The following is a 15,867-nucleotide window of genomic DNA, read 5'->3' on the forward strand; positions in this document are numbered from 1 at the left end:
AGTAGAACGATGTGGAAAAACCAAACTATGNNNAGAAAAATTAAATAGACTTAAACCCTCTTCCCTCCTGCCTCCTGCCTCCTGCCTCATCCCAACAATAAATATNNNCACCGACCTACTTATTCGTATATGGTTAATGGTAGTGTCGGTAATCATNNNACTCCATGCTTTAACCGACTTTTTGTACTTCAAAATGTAATATAAAGTGTTGTATGCTCTTTTGCATTCCTCACAAGTTTCTCAAATTATTTCTCTATACCTGACTATAAAGATGAGGATCTGAAAAAACTCACCTAGCCGAAGTATTAGAGGTATATATGTTTAAAAAAATTCTGCTTGCATTAGATTGCTCTGAGATGGGCAAACATATTTTTGAGCAAGGCGTTGCTTTAGCTAAGATGACTGGAGCTAGTTTATTGCTGCTACACGTTTTATCTACTGAAGAAGAAGGTAGTCCTTATATACCCGTGTCTACTTTTGACTACTATCCAGGAATGTGGAACCAAGTCTCAGAGTCTCACATACAGGAGTGGGAAAAATGGAAAAATCAAGGTGTGGAGATGTTGCAATCGTTCTGCGCTCAAGCAAATACAGCCGCAGTGAACACTGAATTTAGGCAAATCCCTGGCAGTCCGAGTCGAGTTATTTGTGACTTAGCTGGGAATTGGGGCGCCGACCTCATTGTGATTGGGCGTCGAGGTCACTCTGGTCTAGCGGAACTATTACTCGGTAGTGTCAGTAATTACGTTCTTCACCATGCTCCTTGTTCAGTCTATGTTGTGCAACTTCCTATTGATGACAAAAAAGCTGAAGTTGTCAGAGAAAGCGCAAGCGCTTCCACTGGCAGCTAATTCATGGCAATGTCTTACCTCGTTCCCAGCCTCCGGCTGGGAATAGCGATTAGTGGGCTGCTGCCTCCTGAAAGAGCATTTTCAGTTCTACCCGAAAACGAGATTTAACGAGATTTTAAAATTAACGTGAGTTCGACAAGTCTTATTTGACCTCTCCCCCAACCCCTCTCCGACACGGAGAGGGGAGCAAAAAGCTGAATTGTTCGTTGCTCCTCCCTTTCCGTTTCGGAGAGGGCAGGGTGGGAGAGAGAGGTTCATCGAACTTCACGTTAAAATGATTCAGGGATAAAAAAGACGGGTTGCAGCCCGTCTAAATAGCTTGAAAGTGCAAATACACCTTATATAGTATTGAAAATAACACAGTTAATTTTCTGAGAATTGCCAATTTGCCAAGTCATAAAAAGAACAGATATTGAACTGCTATTTGTTTATAACCCAATACGCTTGGGTTAGGGGTTATTGGTGTAAATAATTGGTCTTTCAAGACGCGAGAAATCGCGTCTCTACATCTGGGTTTTGTCGCTCATTCTGAACTGTATTGGTTTATGAGCGTCCCACAAGTTCTAGTCTTTCTAGGTAAATCCTTTAATTATCTATGTTTGAGGATTTTCGGAAATTGCGTAGGTGTTGGTGTAGCCTATCCAAGAGTTGCTCGTCGTAGACATCGCACTCCTAACACTGATTGAGCAATTTTCAGCTACTCCCTACTCTAAAAACAGTAATAATCGCCCTAACAAGATATTGCTTTATCTAAATCAGTCATAGTATAAGTTACAGCTAGTGGATATAGAAGCTCCTCTAATGTGTTATCACGACTGGTTTAGTTTGACATGAACTCAACTAGCAACGAAAATCAAGGTTTATAAGCATCAAATATGAACGTTTTACTTTTATACCCCCGCTTTCCAAAAAGTTTTTGGTCTTTTGAAAAAACACTGGCTTTGTTAGACCGTAAAGCAATGCTACCGCCTTTAGGCTTGGTAACTGTAGCGGCGATTTTACCGCAAGAATGGAATTTTAAGCTAGTAGATCGAAATGTTCGCGTCTGTACAGAAGCCGAATGGGCTTGGGCCGATTTGGTTATTATGTCGGCGATGATTGTGCAAAAAGAGGATTTGCTCTCTCAGATATTGGAAGCAAAACGGAGAGGTAAGCGGGTTGCTGTAGGTGGGCCTTTTCCGACAGCGCTACCAGATGAAATGACATCTGCTGGGGCAGATTATTTGATATTAGACGAGGGTGAAATCACTCTACCCTTATTTGTAGCAGCGATCGCACGCGGCGATCGCACAGGTATATTTCGCTCTGGTGGTGAAAAACCAGATGTCACTAACACTCCAACACCTCGCTTTGACTTGCTAGAGTTTGAAGCTTATGCAGAGATGTCGGTGCAATTTTCCCGTGGATGCCCCTTTCAATGTGAATTTTGCGACATTATTGTGCTATACGGTCGCAAACCCCGCACCAAAAACCCAGAGCAACTCTTAGCAGAACTTGAGTATCTCTACAAACTGGGTTGGCGGCGCAGTATTTTTATGGTGGATGACAACTTCATCGGCAATAAGCGGAATGTCAAATTATTCTTGAAGTCTCTTCTGCCTTGGATGGTAGAACATAACTATCCCTTTTCCTTTGCCACAGAGGCTTCAGTTGATTTAGCCCAAGATCAAGAACTGATGGATTTGATGGTAGCGTGTAATTTTGGAGCAGTTTTTCTGGGAATTGAAACCCCCGACGAAGAAAGTCTTACTTTCACGCAGAAATATCAGAATACGCGAGACTCACTCAGCGAGGCGGTGAATAGAATTACCCGCTCCGGGCTGCGAGTTATGGCAGGGTTTATCATTGGGTTTGATGGCGAGAAAGTCGGAGCTAGGCGCACGAATTGTCAAGTTTGTCGAGCAAACAGCAATTCCCACAGCCTTATTTAGTATGTTGCAAGCGCTTCCAGATACGGCCCCTCTGGCATAGATTAGAAAAGGAAGGACGACTCCGTAATAAATCTGCCAACATCAACCAAACCACGTTGATGAACTTTGTGCCAACTCGACCGTTAGAAGACATTGCTCGTGAATATGTGCAAGCATTCTGTGATTTGTATGAGCCAGAGCGGTTTTTGGAGCGTACATACAAACACTTCCGGCTTTTGGGCGAAGCAACCTATCCGAAAAAGGGCAAAGCTGCCAAGAAACCATTGAACTGGAAAGTACTCCGAGCGTTTCTGATCATTTGTTGGCGTCAAGGTGTACGTCGTCAGACACGCTGGCAATTCTGGCGCAACTTGTGGAGCATGTATCAGCATAATCCGGGTGGGGTGAGTAGCTACTTAGCTGTTTGTGCCCAAATTGAGCATTTCTTGGAATATCGCCAAATTGTCCGAGATGAAATTGAGGCGCAAGTAACTGAATTTCTGGAAGCAGAAGCTAGGGTAAAACCGGAGGCAGAAGTGATGGAAGTGTTAGAAAGCGTCAAAAAATAACTAGTACCACAATGGGCTTGGGTTAAGACAAATTGTCAAACGGTGATTGAATTTTATCAACAGATGCGATCGCCTGCTCAATCACACCAGGAGACAATTATTATCTCTTTGTGTGATTGAATGATCCAAAGTTATATTTACACCTCAAAAAACTGCGACAACTCTCGTTAAGCTAACGCGCCTACATATTGCACTATTTTCTGTGTAGGCCGTCATTAGTCATTAGACATTTGTGTTTACCAAAGACAAATGACAAAGGACAACCAACCTCACCAGTTGATGTGCAACTTAAATGCGTAACAGCTTATCATGTCCAGAGGAATGAGAGTGAGGTTAAAGCATCATGTACATCCCAAATGCTTTTCGAGAAGATGACATTGAGAAACTTGTTGCCTTCATGCGTGCGAATAGTTTTGCCACATTGGTGTCTATTCTAAATGATGTACCTGTTGCCTCACATATTCCGCTGGTTGTCACAGTGCAAAATAATGTGGTGAAGCTATCGGGTCATGTTGCCAAACCAAATCCTCAATGGCAGGTCTTTGGGGTAGGCGAGGCACTTGCTGTATTCACTGGCCCCCATGCTTATATCTCGCCCTCTTTGTATGAGAAGCAAGAGAGTGTACCTACGTGGAACTACATTGCTGTACACGCCTACGGTGTACCGCAAGTTATTACCCTTGGTGATTCACCGGAATTAATGGATAAGATGATTGAGGACATGATTGACACCTATGGCTCTGAGTATAAATCTCAATGGCATAGCTTATCCGATAACTTTCGCGAGGGAATGATGAATGGCATTATTGGTTTTGAGATGACCATCACGCGGTTGGAAGGGAAATACAAACTTAGCCAAAATCGCAGTCATTCTGACCAGAATAATGTTGCCCATGCCTTGCTACAAAGTACAGACCCAACTGTTCATGGCATAGGTGCTGCAATGAAACAGAATCTTGAAACTGGTGAACATTTGCCGGAGTGAAAGCTTGAATTATTTTTGTCAAAGTTTTAGGGGAAGGCTAATTTGAAAGGTTGAGCCTTGACCTAGAATACTATTTACAGTAATTTGGCCTCCGTATCGTTGCACAATTTGTTGAGCGATCGCAAGTCCGAGTCCAAAGCCGCCTGTTTGCCGAGATCGGACAGTATCTACCCGATAAAAACGATCAAATATATGTGGCAAATCAGTGGACGGAATGCCAATGCCGTTGTCTTTGACCTGAATTATCGCAGAGTGAGACTGAGTAAAAAGATATAATTCTACCTTTCCATCTGCTGATGTGTACTTAAAGGCATTAGTCAGTAGATTAATCACAGCTTGTTTGAGCAAATTAGCATCAGCTTTTAACATGATCGGATGCTCTGGAAGGTGAGCATTGAAATTGAGATTTTGGGCAGGAGCAAGGGCTGCGAACTCCTGAGCAAGCGATCGCAATATTTCACACAAGTCAACGGGTTTTAATCCGGTTTCTGCAAGGGAGCCATTATGACGCGACAAAAAAAGCAGATCGTTAATCAGCGTACTCATGGACTTAGCAGTTTGGGCGATATTTTGCAACCGCAATCTTTGTTCCACCGGGTCTTCGGGGGGCATCAGAGCAACTTGGGCATTGCTTAATACCGTAGCAACGGGTGCGCGTAATTCATGAGAAGCATCGGCTGTAAATTGCTGCAATTGCTGATATGCACGGAGGCTTGGTCGCATTGCCAATCCGCCCAAAAACCAACCTGTAATGCCTATTACACCAAAGGTCACGGGAACCCCAAAAGTTAAAAACAAGCGGGCCTGATTTAGTCCAACGCGTAAAGAGTTCATTGGAACTGCCGTTTGGAAATAGCCAATCAGCACCTTACCTTCCAAAACAGGAAGTGTAACTTGGCGAACCCAGGTTCTTGTACTAAATGATTCTGAGTCTATTGGTGCTTCTACTGTTTGAAAGCCAGGTTTTGCAGTCAACTGTTTGCCACCCGATGAACCGATAAACTGCAAAAGTTGTTTATTAGAGTTATACCACCGTGCATACATTAGCCCGCCATTCAAGGATGCATCACTTTCTACAGGAGTCTGGCCGCGCTGATTTTGCCATTGACTTTGATAAAGCGAGTATTGGGTTTTGACGGCAAAGGCTTTACTTTGTGAAAAGAGTTCGTCGTCAAAAACCCGCAACTGTTCTTCGACACTCAGACAATAGCCCACCCCTGCAAAGGCGAACAAAATTCCACCCATTGACAGGGCAAACCAGTGAGCAAGATTACGACGGCTATGATCAAACATTAGTTATTAGTCATTTGTCATTGGTCATTTGTCATTGGGCACTGCTTATTAATTCTTCTCGCCCTGCTCCCTGCTCCCCTGCTCCCCTGCCCCTCTGCTCCCCTGCCCCTCTGCCCCCTGCCCCCTAACGGCTTAGAAAGGCGGATTTATTCGATAGCCCATTCGATGCACTGTTTCTATCCAATCTTTGACACCAATGGTTTGTAGGCGCTGGCGCAAGCGGCGAACTAAGGTAGTCACTGCGTTACTTTCAGGTTCCTCTCCGTAGCTCCAAAGGGCTTGCTCAATCTGGTTATGAGATAATACTTGGCGGGGATGACGCATTAAATACTCCATCAATTGAAACTCCCGGCTAGAAAGTTGAGTTGTCAACGAACCAAGTTCGAGCGTCAAACTGGATAAATGAAGTTGCAAATCGCCCAAGCTAAGTATATCTCCTTGCCACATAGGCGATCGCCTTCCTAGTGCCCGGACTCGTGCCAATAACTCTAGGACATCCACAGGCTTTACTAAGTAATCATCGGCTCCAGCATCTAAACCCATTACTTTATCTAAAACCGTGTCTTTCGCCGTCAGCATCAATACAGGAGTCAGCTTACCTGCTCGTCGATATACTTGACACAATTCTACGCCACTTACTTTAGGCAACATCCAATCTAGAATCAGCAAGTCATAGTCTTTGCGAAAGGCAAACCATTGTGCTGTTTCCCCATCAGCGAGCGCATCTACTGTATGCCCCACCTTCAATAATGCTGCCCGCAGTGGCTCTAACTGCGATGGGTCATCTTCGACTAGTAAGATCAACATCCTATTTGCTCAGGTTGCCGTAATTTTCGCTTGCTAATTTTAAGATTAAGCTAAAAGGATGACACAAAACTAACGGTAAACATTCAACCTTATACCTTCCATGCAGCAACTCCAACTTTTTCAAGTGTTGCGATCGTTAGGCTTTGTATTTTGGTTTTCCTTGCCGTTGATTGGGTTAGTTTTTTGGCTAGGGAGCGGTTTTGTCGGAGATCGAATTTTAAGTCGCTCCAACCTCACCAAAAAATATCTGCTAGCAGACACCCAATCGGCACGACAGATTATGAAAAGGATAGTAGCGATCAAAGTCGAAGTTCTCCCCGAAAAAGGAATTTCACGGGTGAACGTTAAAACTAACAACTCAGTTCTCACGAGGATAGTATTTGAATTTCCAATCACAGATATAAGCCAACTTGAAGCTGCTCTTAGTCAAGAGTTAGGCTTACCGCGCGATCGCGTTAAAGAATTAATAATTGAATCCAATGCATTATTGTAGAGACGGCAATTTATCGCGTCTTTGTGATTGATAATTTTCATCAAAAAACCTTAACCTAACCGTATTGCCTAAGAGGTTGTTTGAAAAGCCTAATTTATTACGAACATTTACATGGGTCGAGTCGGTTCTGGCTTTTCCCCTAGCTTTGAGCCAACCTTTGTTTTGAAAATTAGGTAATTTTGTCAATCTGCCAAACAACAGAAATAATTGCAGGCCCTTGGTCAAATTGGCTGATGGGGGCGGGTTTCATATCCCTGTAGTCTAGCAATTGGACTACGATGAGGTAAGCGATCGCTAAAATCACCGAAATCGCACCTGTAAGAATAGCAATTAATTTTGAGCGTTCCATGAGTATTTCCTGTAATGCAAGTAGAATAACTGTATTGAGTCATCGATGAGAATTGCATAGGGGCAGCCCACAGTAGGTATCACTATGACTGCAACCACAAAAAAATTTACTTTTGCAGAGTATCTTAAGTATAACGATGGCACGGATACCCAATATGAATTGGTAGATGGAGAATTAATTCCCATGAGCCTTGGCACTGGCAAGCACGGTGGCATCTCCAAGTTTTTAGAACGAAGCTTTGATGATGAAAGTGCCAAAATTGGCCAGAATTGGACAGCGCAAAAGTTTTCTGTCGGAGTGCGTTCGCCACGCGGAGGACGCTGGGACACCTCACGAATTCCAGATGTAGTAGTATTACCGACACAGCAGTGGGAAGCACTTTCTAATCGAGAGGCTGTAATCGAACTCAACGAAACTCCCCCTATATTAGTGGTAGAAGTCGTCAGCGAATCTACACAAACCACAGACTATCGCAGCAAACGTTCTGAGTATGCTGTTCTGGAAATTCCCGAATACTGGATTGTTGACCCGATTCAAGAGATAGTAACAATATGCACCTTAGTAGAAGGGTTCTATGATGCTGTTGCATTCCGAGGACAAGAACGCATTATCTCTTTTACTTTTCCACAGTTGGATTTGAGTGCCGAACAAGTCTTGGCAGGACGGAAGTGAACTCTCAATTACTACCGATGTGCGATCGCTAAAAGACATCTGCGCCTATATCTACATTAATGCTTGAGATACACTAAACACTTACTGATATACATCGCTCCGATGGGCTATCAGTAAAATAGTAATTAGTTGCTGTTCTTCATCCACTTTATAAACAACTCGCCAGACACCAACTCAATAGCGAAAAAGACCTGCGAAATCACCTTTGAGCCGCTTGATGTTTGGATGTTCGTAAGCATTCTGCCGCAGTTGGTCAAAGCAACGGTTTAGTCGTTGGGCTAGTGATGCATCTACTTCTTGATAAAACTTCTGTGCTTTGCGAGTCAGTACCAGTTCATACATGACGACGAATACTGTCAAATGACACCACTTCCCCAGCCTCAGCTTCCTGCATAGCTTCACGCAAAGCTTGCTCAAAACCAGGGACATTCAAAAGTTCCGTTGTCGCCTCATTTTCTTCTCTTTCTTCTAGATCAGCTAGAAAATCACTCACTACCCGCAGCCTTTCTGGAGACAGTCGCCGTAAACGCTTCTCAGCTTCCTGAAGAATAGTAACGTCATCTTGCTTTGATTCCATAGTTATTTCTACACTTAACGCTATTTATCATCGATTGGTTTCCTTCTTTATATATTATTGACCTTCTGAACCTCGACGATGATCTTCTGAACCTCAACGTTGACCTTCCGAGGCTCAACGATGACCTTCTGAGGCTCAAAGTTGCGCCTTTTATCCTCGAAATTGCACCTTTTATCCTCGAAGTTGCATCTTTTATCCTCAACGATGACCTTCTGAGGCTCAACGATAACCTTCTGAGGCTCAAAGTTGCGCCTTTTATCCTCGAAGTTGCACCTTTTATCCTCAACTAACAAATATATCTAACCATTCCTGAATTTACAGGGGTGAGCGTGTAGTAAAATTTGCTTACCTCTGTAAAGTGGAACATGACTTTAGACTTCTCCGGTCAAAATCTTCGAGGACGCAACTTTAAAGGTAGACAAGACCTTGCGGGTGCAAACTTTAGCTATGCCGATATCCGAGGGGCAAACTTCACCAACGCTAATTTAACAGGTACGAACTTCAGTCATGCCAAAGCTGGACTGCAACGCCGTTGGGCAATTTTCCTAGTCCTTGTCTCGTGGCTGTTGTCGGGACTATCAGGATACTTATGGTATGTCAACGGGTTATTAGTGTCAACAATATTTGATACTTCCAGCTTAGAAAATCAGATTGGCAGCTGGACTTCCTTAATTGTATTAATTGTCTTTTTCTTCGTCACAATTGCTCAAGGATTAGAAGCTGCTTTAGGATCAGTAGCCTTGGCCATAGCCGTAGCTGGAAGCTTCGCCTTTGCCTTCAGCTTTGCCAAAAGCATAGCCATAGAAGGATCTGGGGCCATAGCTATAGCCGGAAGTGGAGCCTTCAACGGAGCCATAACTGGAGCTTTCACCATAACCGTAGTCTTTTTTGTAGCCATAGCTGTAGCCGTAGCCATAGCCGTAGGCGGAACTATAGCTTTTGCCATAACCTTTGCATTTACAATAGCCTTTCCCATAGCCATAGTCATACTCGTAGCTATAGTTGGAGTAGCCAAAGCCGGAAACTTCAACACAGTTATAGCCTTGCTCATAGCCATAGCCGGAGTGTTACTTAGCATTTCTATTGGTTGGCAAGCTATGAAAGGAAATCAAAAGCACTCCTTGCTTCGTAATATTGCGATCGCCTTTGCTGCTACAGGAGGTACAAGTTTTCGTGGCGCTGACTTAACCAATGCTGATTTCACCCAAGCTACGCTCAAAAGTACAGATTTGCGAAACACTATCCTTATCCGTAGCCGTTGGCATCAAGCCAAAATGCTTGACCGTGTTCGTCCTGGTTTGACTTATCTTCAGAACTCACAAGTACGTCAACTGCTGGTTACAGGACAGGGACAGGATAAAAACTTTGACCGTCAAAACCTGCCAGGTATCAACTTACAATCAGCGAACCTAGCAGATGCCAGTTTTATCGGTGCTGACCTCAGTGAAGCAAACTTGCAAGATGCCGATTTGTCAAGAGCAAAGCTGAAGCAAACCCAACTAGACGGCACAGATTTACAGGTGCAACCCTCACATAGCGCGTACATTGAAGATTGGGGCATTACAAATACAACTAAATTGCATGGGGTGAGGTGTGAATATGTCTTCATGCGCTTACCCACTAAAGAAGACCCCGACCCGCTCCGCAAACCTGATAATAAACAAGAGGTATTTGCAGACGGGGACTTTGCCGACTTTATCAAGCCAATTTTTGACACCCTCGATCTTTATCATAATCAAGGCGTTGACCCCCGCGCTGTTGCCATAGCCTTCAAAAACCTTGCCGAAAATCATCCCGAAGCCGAGTTAGAAATCGTGGCAATGGAGAAGCGCGGCGATGATAAAATCTTGCTCAGAGCCAAAACCGCCCCAGGTAGCGATAAATCTCAACTGAGTGCAGAATATTTTGATGATTATAATCAACTCAAAGCCTTATCGCAGAGTCAGCAATTATTGCTGGTAGAAAAAGATAAACGCATTATTAGTTTAGAAAATATGGTAGATACTGCTCTCAAGCAGCCGAAATTTTATACTCAAGGAGATACAAATATGTCAGATATCAGCGGCATCAATATTGAAGGTAGCAGTAATGTTAGCGGTATCGCTGGCAATAATTCTATTGCTAATTTAGGAACCATTAGCGGTAACATGAGTATTGCCCTCAATGAGTTACCTGATGCAACCGATGCCGATAAACCAGGAATCAAAGAATTATTGTCGCAGTTGCAAGATGCAATCATCCAATCCACATATTTGTCAGAAGAAGACAAAACCGAAGCGCTAGAACAGGTGAACAGTTTAGCTGAAGCGGGGAAAAATCCTCAAGAATCCACTACGCAAAAGACGGCAAAAACAGCCATCACCATGTTGAAAGGGATATTTACAGGCTTACCTGCTGTTGCTTCTCTGGTGGAAGCGGGTAATAAATTATTACCTGCCATTTCTAAACTATTCGGTTTGGGATAATTTAACGCGATCGTAGGTGATATCATGTCCGCTTGATTACTTACTAAACCCCAAGAACCCCACCCCGCCAAAGCTGCGCTTTGTCTCCCCTCCCCGCTTGCGGGGAGCAGGCAGGGTGGATTAATTGTCGGGAGAGAAAAAGTTTTCTCACTCGACCATTGGACTCACAGGCATTGGGCAAAAGGAGTCGGAGTGGTCAAATAGCGCATCAAAAATCATTTGAAGTTGGTTAGCCATCAGCCTTAACGCTTCGGGAAGAGTCCGACAATTTAACTGACGAGCCAGGGAAACTAAAAACTGTCTGACCATCGCCCAATTAGCTGGTGAAAAACCGCCAGTATGAATACAGTTATCTTCATTTAAAGTTACATCCTTGACCCAATGAAGTTGATTTTCAATTGACCAATGACCACGAATAATCTCCGCGAATTCTGAAGCTGAATAATTTCAGCTACTTAAATAAAAGTGTTGTTCATGATAGTCAACAATCTGGCGACGACAATTCTATCCTTGAGGTCGAGTTCCATATCTGTTAACCTCAATTAAACTTTTAGCGCCAACCCAATCAGGTAGTGACTCAAATGGAATTGGATAGACTTTGACTTGACGAGTAGTCTTTCGTCCATGTAAATTTTCATCATGGTAATTGGTATCGATAGCGATTGAGGATTCAGCTAGCTCAGTAGCTACTTTCAGGAGATTTGGCTGGTTTCTTTTAATAGTAATAATGTAGTCATTTTCTCCCTCGATAATCAGCTCAACAGTTTTTTTGGCAATGTAGTGCATCGGCTGTAATCACGATATGATGCCCATAAAGCTTTTTAATTAGCTCTTCTACCACACTAATCTCACTGTTTTTGTTATTTTCCATAGCTTGATGTCTGATTACCCATCCTTGCTGATGACTATAAACTGAAAACTGAAACGATACTCACAAAGTTTTGATAGGATTGATTTCCCCCGGTTACAGTACTTTTAATACATTTCCCATCGATGGCAAATAATTCTTTGAAATTAATTGGCAAACTCTTTTCTGCCCAGACGTTAAACAGTTCAGCTAATATCTGAAAATCAATTGACATCATAATATTTCTGAATGTTGATGCTGACGGAAATTGAATATCTGGAGATAAATCTAATAATTTGATTAGAGATAATCGATGATTTTTTGTGAACTCAGCTAAAGGTTTATACCCCCAATATCCTGTACAACTACCTAACAAAACTATAGTTAGTATTATCCAAAGTCTATGTCTAATACCTCTAGCATGTCGATAATCGGGAACCCCTTGGATTGCTTCGATTAAATTCATTCCTAACTTTCCTCTGGGAGAACCGTGTTTTTCTTAAGGAATCATCCTTCTATGTTATATTTTCTCTCTCGACAATTAATCCACCCTGCTCCCCGCAGGCGGGGAGGGGGTTGGGGGTGGGGTTATTTTATTATGGGTAATTTGGCGGACATGATATGACAGCTATTATGCAATACAGTACAGTTTTTCTTTTTGCCCTTTTCTATCATAGCTTTCAGCTTTGAGGATGTACCTCATAGCTGCCGGAAGTGCTGTATGGGTTAGCCTGTTGACTAACATTGAGGCTACAAGTAACTTAAATATCTTCCGACTCCTCATCATCGTATTTACTTTCTTCATTCTCAGGTAGTTTTGGAATGTAGAGTTAAATTTTTCCAAAATGTCTTTAACTGAAGAAATTCTTTCCCAATTACCCGGCGATGTTTTAGGAGGATTGCGCCAAGGCGATCGCATCTTAACATCTGTGCGCGAAAACTCCGCACCAGTACCAACGTTAGTTAAAGAAAATCAACAGCTTTTAGGCGATACGGACTTCGATGTGCTAATCTGCGGTGGCACTTTGGGCATTTTAATTGGTTGCGCCTTGGCGGTGAAGGGGTTGCGGGTGGCGTTGCTGGAACGGGGTATTTTGCGGGGGAGAGAACAAGAATGGAATATTTCTCGCAAAGAATTAGATGTGTTTGTGGAATTAAACTTGCTGACTGAGAAAGAATTGGAGAGTGCGATCGCCACTCAATATAACCCAGCGCGAGTTAGTTTTGCTGGCGGTACAGAAGTTTGGGTAGAGGATGTCTTGAATATCGGCGTAGATCCGGTTTATCTACTAGCTACTTTGAAAACCCGATTTCTCGCTGCTGGGGGAAAGTTGTTAGAAAACACACCCTTTACCGAAGCAGTAGTTCATCCCGATGGGGTGATGATAAATAACCAATTCAAAACTCGGTTATTAATCGACGCGATGGGGCATTTTTCACCAATCACCCAACAAGCACGCCAAGGCAAAAAACCAGATGCGCTGTGCTTGGTTGTAGGAAGTTGCGCTCAAGGTTTTCCAGAAAATAACTCAGGCGATTTATTATTATCATTCACTGAGTTGCAAAATCAATGCCAATACTTCTGGGAAGCTTTTCCAGCTAGGGATGGCAGAACAACTTACTTATTTACCTACATGGATGCACATCCTGAACGTTTGAGTTTAGAAGCTCTATTTGAGGAATATCTGCGTCTTTTACCAGAATATCAGGGAGTGGAGTTGAGCAACCTGAAATTTCAACGGGCATTATTTGGTTTCTTTCCCACCTATCGCCAAAGTCCGCTAAAAACCCCTTGGAATCGTATTCTACCAGCCGGAGATAGCAGTGGTAGTCAATCTCCCTTGAGTTTTGGTGGTTTTGGAGCAATGGTGCGTCACCTAAAGCGTTTAACTTATGGCATTGACGAAGCGCTAGAAACAGAACAATTATCTGCAAAAGCGTTAACACTGCTGCAACCCTACCAGCCGAGTTTGACTGTTACCTGGTTATTTCAAAGGGCAATGAGTGTTGGTGTAAATCAGAAAATTGCCCCAGATCAAATTAACCAATTACTCTCGGCAGTATTTCAAGAAATGCAACAGTTAGGTACACCAGTGCTAAAACCCTTTTTACAAGATATAGTGCAGTTTTCGGCACTAACGCAAACACTGTTAAAAACTGGTTTATATCATCCTGGAATAGTTGCCAAGATAATTCCGCAAGTAGGTTTGGCAAGTTTGCTAGATTGGATGTTACATTACAGTAATTTAGGTGTTTACACTGCCTTATTTTCGCTAAGTCCAATGCTAGAAACATGGATTAAGAATCAACCAAAAGAACAACAATATTATTGGCATCGTTTGATTGATGCTTGGAAGTATGGTTCTGGCGGTGATTACTCAGATGAAACTTAAAATAATATCGGTGTGAGGATAACATGATTGAACGGAAATCATCAGGAATCAAATACTTTGCAGTACTGATTGGATTCCTGCGCGATCGCCAAGGTTTTCTAGAGGAAATTCGCCAAGGTACGAGATTACCAAATAAAATCATTTCGCTGCTGGTTTGCAGTTCCTTATTCATCGCTGCTTATGGCGGAATTATTGGTGCATACCATAGCTGGATGCAAGCTTTATCTTCCGCCATTAAACTCCCAGCGCTTTATTTAATCACACTTTTGATTTGTATCCCGACGTTGTTTTTTGCGAACATCATTTTTGGTTCCAAACGGAGTTTTGCCCAGCATTTAGCATTAGTCTTAACTGCGGTTTCAGTCACCAGCGTACTTTTATTTAGCTTTGCTCCAATCACGCTGTTTTTCTTAATTACCACCAATAATTACCAATTTCTAATTTTGTTAAATGTCTTTATCTTTGCCATGACTGGATTTATTGGTATTTCGTCTTTATATCAAGCCACAAGTTTAGTTTTAGAACAAGATGATGAAAGTAGTAAAACCCGCCAGAAAATTTTACAATTTTGGCTATTTCTTTACGCTTTCGTAGGCAGTCAGTTAGGATGGACTCTCAGACCGTTTTTTGGCACACCTGGTTCTGTGTTTGAACTATTCCGCGAAAGAGAAGGTAATTTCTATTTAAGCGTCATTAAATCTCTTAGCTATCTCTTTGGATTCCGTTAATTAGTAATTAGTAATTCCACAAAATATACAAACTATAAAATCATGCTGAAAAAGCAAAATCGCGGAATTCAACAATTTGGTGTTTTAGTGAATTTACTGCGCGATCGCCAGTCATTTTTAGAAGAAATTCGTCAGGGAGTACGATTACAAAATAAAATCAGTTCTCTGTTCGTAACTAGTTCTATATTTTTTGCCCTTTATGGAGCAATTATCGGTGCATCCCATAGTTGGGGACAGGCATTATCGGGCGCTATTAAGCTTCCGGTTTTCTATTTAATCACACTGATTATTTGTTTCCCAACTTTGTTCTTTTTTAATGTTTTGTTTGGTTCTCGGAGCAGTATTTTACAGCATTTCGTTGTATTACTCACATCTGTATCAGTGATTAGCGTACTTTTATTTAGCTTGGCACCAGTTACGCTATTTTTTCTAATCACTACACCCGATTCTTATCAATTTTTTAAACTGCTGAATGTATTTATTTTTGGTATTACAGGCGTATTTGGCGTGAAGTTTCTATATGAAGGAATGCAATTACTTTCTCAACAAGATGAAGTTGGTAAAAAAACCCGCACCACTATTTTAAGATCCTGGTTATTGCTTTATGCCTTTGTTGGTATGCAGTTAGGATGGTTTCTCAGGCCGTTTTTTGGTGCGCCTGACTCTAAATTTGAGTTGTTTCGGGCAGTGAAAGGCAACTTTTATTTGGATATTGTAAGGGCGATTTCCGAAATTTTAGGTTTCCGTTAATCTCAGAAAAAGATAATTACTCTAGTTCCTAATGACAACTAGTAGTTAATAAAAACCTAGCTTTTCCTCGTTCCCAGGCTGCTGCCTGAGAATGCATTCATTGAGTCTCTGACTCAATAAACCTCTTGCACAAATGCAAACTTAAAAGTCCCTCTGCCAAGCGTGGGAGAGGGATTTA

The 15,867-nt window shown here is 42.4% G+C and carries 16 protein-coding genes and 1 pseudogene; 9 read left to right on the forward strand and 8 right to left on the reverse strand.

The features are described from left to right. The first annotated feature begins 317 nt into the window (after positions 1–317). From QUD05_RS17245 to QUD05_RS17255, 3 genes and pseudogenes are all read left to right on the forward strand, one after another. Entirely contained in the window at positions 318–851 is a 534-nt protein-coding gene (locus QUD05_RS17245; protein ID WP_289797141.1) for a universal stress protein, read from the forward strand. An 875-nt stretch (positions 852–1,726) separates the two neighbouring features. Then, positions 1,727–3,330 (forward strand): annotated as a pseudogene (locus QUD05_RS17250) (B12-binding domain-containing radical SAM protein). A gap of 343 nt (positions 3,331–3,673) precedes the next feature. Beyond that, entirely contained in the window at positions 3,674–4,315 is a 642-nt protein-coding gene (locus QUD05_RS17255; RefSeq protein WP_289797142.1) for an FMN-binding negative transcriptional regulator, read from the forward strand. A gap of 18 nt (positions 4,316–4,333) precedes the next feature. Here the strand turns inward: QUD05_RS17255 and QUD05_RS17260 are convergent, their stop codons facing one another. After that, positions 4,334–5,608, reverse strand: coding sequence for a sensor histidine kinase (locus tag QUD05_RS17260; RefSeq protein ID WP_289797143.1), 1,275 nt, complete (start codon positions 5,606–5,608; stop codon positions 4,334–4,336). Between the two features lie 132 nt (positions 5,609–5,740). Next, a complete protein-coding gene (locus QUD05_RS17265) occupies positions 5,741–6,415 on the reverse strand; it encodes a response regulator transcription factor (RefSeq protein ID WP_289797144.1) in 675 nt (224 codons plus the stop codon). Positions 6,416–6,515: 100 nt separating this feature from the next. On the opposite strand from QUD05_RS17265, the gene QUD05_RS17270 reads away from it, so the two are divergent. Next, positions 6,516–6,908: a hypothetical protein gene (locus tag QUD05_RS17270; RefSeq protein ID WP_289797145.1), complete on the forward strand. Its 393-nt coding sequence runs from the start codon at positions 6,516–6,518 to the stop codon at positions 6,906–6,908. A gap of 169 nt (positions 6,909–7,077) precedes the next feature. Here QUD05_RS17270 and QUD05_RS17275 read toward each other — a convergent pair whose 3' ends face one another. Next, a complete protein-coding gene (locus tag QUD05_RS17275) occupies positions 7,078–7,257 on the reverse strand; it encodes a hypothetical protein (protein WP_289797146.1) in 180 nt (59 codons plus the stop codon). A gap of 84 nt (positions 7,258–7,341) precedes the next feature. Here QUD05_RS17275 and QUD05_RS17280 point away from each other — a divergent pair, with 84 nt between their 5' ends. Then, the gene (locus tag QUD05_RS17280; protein ID WP_289797147.1) at positions 7,342–7,929 is read left to right on the forward strand and encodes a Uma2 family endonuclease; all 588 of its coding nucleotides are present in this window, start codon (positions 7,342–7,344) and stop codon (positions 7,927–7,929) included. A 174-nt stretch (positions 7,930–8,103) separates the two neighbouring features. Here QUD05_RS17280 and QUD05_RS17285 read toward each other — a convergent pair whose 3' ends face one another. Both QUD05_RS17285 and QUD05_RS17290 read right to left on the reverse strand, forming a co-directional pair. After that, on the reverse strand, positions 8,104–8,271 hold the full coding sequence (locus QUD05_RS17285; protein WP_289797148.1) for a type II toxin-antitoxin system RelE family toxin: 168 nt from the start codon (positions 8,269–8,271) through the stop codon (positions 8,104–8,106). Beyond that, complete coding sequence (locus QUD05_RS17290) at positions 8,264–8,506, reverse strand: hypothetical protein (RefSeq protein ID WP_194001515.1); 243 nt, start codon at positions 8,504–8,506, stop codon at positions 8,264–8,266. Before QUD05_RS17290 ends, QUD05_RS17285 begins: the two co-directional genes overlap by 8 nt. A gap of 365 nt (positions 8,507–8,871) precedes the next feature. On the opposite strand from QUD05_RS17290, the gene QUD05_RS17295 reads away from it, so the two are divergent. Beyond that, entirely contained in the window at positions 8,872–10,971 is a 2,100-nt protein-coding gene (locus tag QUD05_RS17295) for a pentapeptide repeat-containing protein (protein ID WP_289797149.1), read from the forward strand. Positions 10,972–11,118: 147 nt separating this feature from the next. Here QUD05_RS17295 and QUD05_RS17300 read toward each other — a convergent pair whose 3' ends face one another. The 3 genes from QUD05_RS17300 to QUD05_RS17310 all read right to left on the reverse strand — a co-directional run bounded on the left by QUD05_RS17300 (position 11,119) and on the right by QUD05_RS17310 (position 12,284). Further along, positions 11,119–11,280, reverse strand: coding sequence for a hypothetical protein (locus QUD05_RS17300; RefSeq protein WP_289794484.1), 162 nt, complete (start codon positions 11,278–11,280; stop codon positions 11,119–11,121). A 195-nt stretch (positions 11,281–11,475) separates the two neighbouring features. Continuing rightward, positions 11,476–11,757, reverse strand: coding sequence for a hypothetical protein (locus tag QUD05_RS17305; RefSeq protein ID WP_289795576.1), 282 nt, complete (start codon positions 11,755–11,757; stop codon positions 11,476–11,478). A gap of 119 nt (positions 11,758–11,876) precedes the next feature. Next, positions 11,877–12,284: a transposase family protein gene (locus QUD05_RS17310; RefSeq protein ID WP_289795575.1), complete on the reverse strand. Its 408-nt coding sequence runs from the start codon at positions 12,282–12,284 to the stop codon at positions 11,877–11,879. A gap of 379 nt (positions 12,285–12,663) precedes the next feature. Between QUD05_RS17310 and QUD05_RS17315 the strand changes: the two genes are divergently transcribed. Genes QUD05_RS17315 through QUD05_RS17325 form a run of 3 tightly spaced genes read left to right on the forward strand, consistent with a single transcriptional unit; the run spans position 12,664 to position 15,689 of the window. After that, positions 12,664–14,211: an FAD-dependent oxidoreductase gene (locus tag QUD05_RS17315; RefSeq protein ID WP_289797150.1), complete on the forward strand. Its 1,548-nt coding sequence runs from the start codon at positions 12,664–12,666 to the stop codon at positions 14,209–14,211. 23 nt (positions 14,212–14,234) lie between these two features. Further along, entirely contained in the window at positions 14,235–14,939 is a 705-nt protein-coding gene (locus QUD05_RS17320; RefSeq protein ID WP_289797151.1) for an actin-binding WH2 domain-containing protein, read from the forward strand. A 42-nt stretch (positions 14,940–14,981) separates the two neighbouring features. Then, positions 14,982–15,689 carry an actin-binding WH2 domain-containing protein gene (locus QUD05_RS17325; RefSeq protein WP_289797152.1) on the forward strand — a complete coding sequence of 236 codons (708 nt, stop codon included), beginning with the start codon at positions 14,982–14,984 and terminating at the stop codon, positions 15,687–15,689. The last annotated feature ends 178 nt before the right edge of the window (positions 15,690–15,867 follow it).

It is taken from the genome of Nostoc sp. GT001 (assembly GCF_030382115.1).
In the GTDB taxonomy this organism is placed as follows: Bacteria; Cyanobacteriota; Cyanobacteriia; order Cyanobacteriales; family Nostocaceae; genus Nostoc.

Coding starts and splice junctions, on each gene's coding strand:
- QUD05_RS17245 (WP_289797141.1), top strand. CDS start 318: ATGTTTAAAAAAATTCTGCTTGCATTAGATTGCTCTGAGATGGGCAAA.
- QUD05_RS17255 (WP_289797142.1), top strand. CDS start 3,674: ATGTACATCCCAAATGCTTTTCGAGAAGATGACATTGAGAAACTTGTT.
- QUD05_RS17260 (WP_289797143.1), bottom strand. CDS start 5,608: ATGTTTGATCATAGCCGTCGTAATCTTGCTCACTGGTTTGCCCTGTCA.
- QUD05_RS17265 (WP_289797144.1), bottom strand. CDS start 6,415: ATGTTGATCTTACTAGTCGAAGATGACCCATCGCAGTTAGAGCCACTG.
- QUD05_RS17270 (WP_289797145.1), top strand. CDS start 6,516: ATGCAGCAACTCCAACTTTTTCAAGTGTTGCGATCGTTAGGCTTTGTA.
- QUD05_RS17275 (WP_289797146.1), bottom strand. CDS start 7,257: ATGGAACGCTCAAAATTAATTGCTATTCTTACAGGTGCGATTTCGGTG.
- QUD05_RS17280 (WP_289797147.1), top strand. CDS start 7,342: ATGACTGCAACCACAAAAAAATTTACTTTTGCAGAGTATCTTAAGTAT.
- QUD05_RS17285 (WP_289797148.1), bottom strand. CDS start 8,271: ATGTATGAACTGGTACTGACTCGCAAAGCACAGAAGTTTTATCAAGAA.
- QUD05_RS17290 (WP_194001515.1), bottom strand. CDS start 8,506: ATGGAATCAAAGCAAGATGACGTTACTATTCTTCAGGAAGCTGAGAAG.
- QUD05_RS17295 (WP_289797149.1), top strand. CDS start 8,872: ATGACTTTAGACTTCTCCGGTCAAAATCTTCGAGGACGCAACTTTAAA.
- QUD05_RS17300 (WP_289794484.1), bottom strand. CDS start 11,280: ATGGTCAGACAGTTTTTAGTTTCCCTGGCTCGTCAGTTAAATTGTCGG.
- QUD05_RS17305 (WP_289795576.1), bottom strand. CDS start 11,757: ATGCACTACATTGCCAAAAAAACTGTTGAGCTGATTATCGAGGGAGAA.
- QUD05_RS17310 (WP_289795575.1), bottom strand. CDS start 12,284: ATGAATTTAATCGAAGCAATCCAAGGGGTTCCCGATTATCGACATGCT.
- QUD05_RS17315 (WP_289797150.1), top strand. CDS start 12,664: ATGTCTTTAACTGAAGAAATTCTTTCCCAATTACCCGGCGATGTTTTA.
- QUD05_RS17320 (WP_289797151.1), top strand. CDS start 14,235: ATGATTGAACGGAAATCATCAGGAATCAAATACTTTGCAGTACTGATT.
- QUD05_RS17325 (WP_289797152.1), top strand. CDS start 14,982: ATGCTGAAAAAGCAAAATCGCGGAATTCAACAATTTGGTGTTTTAGTG.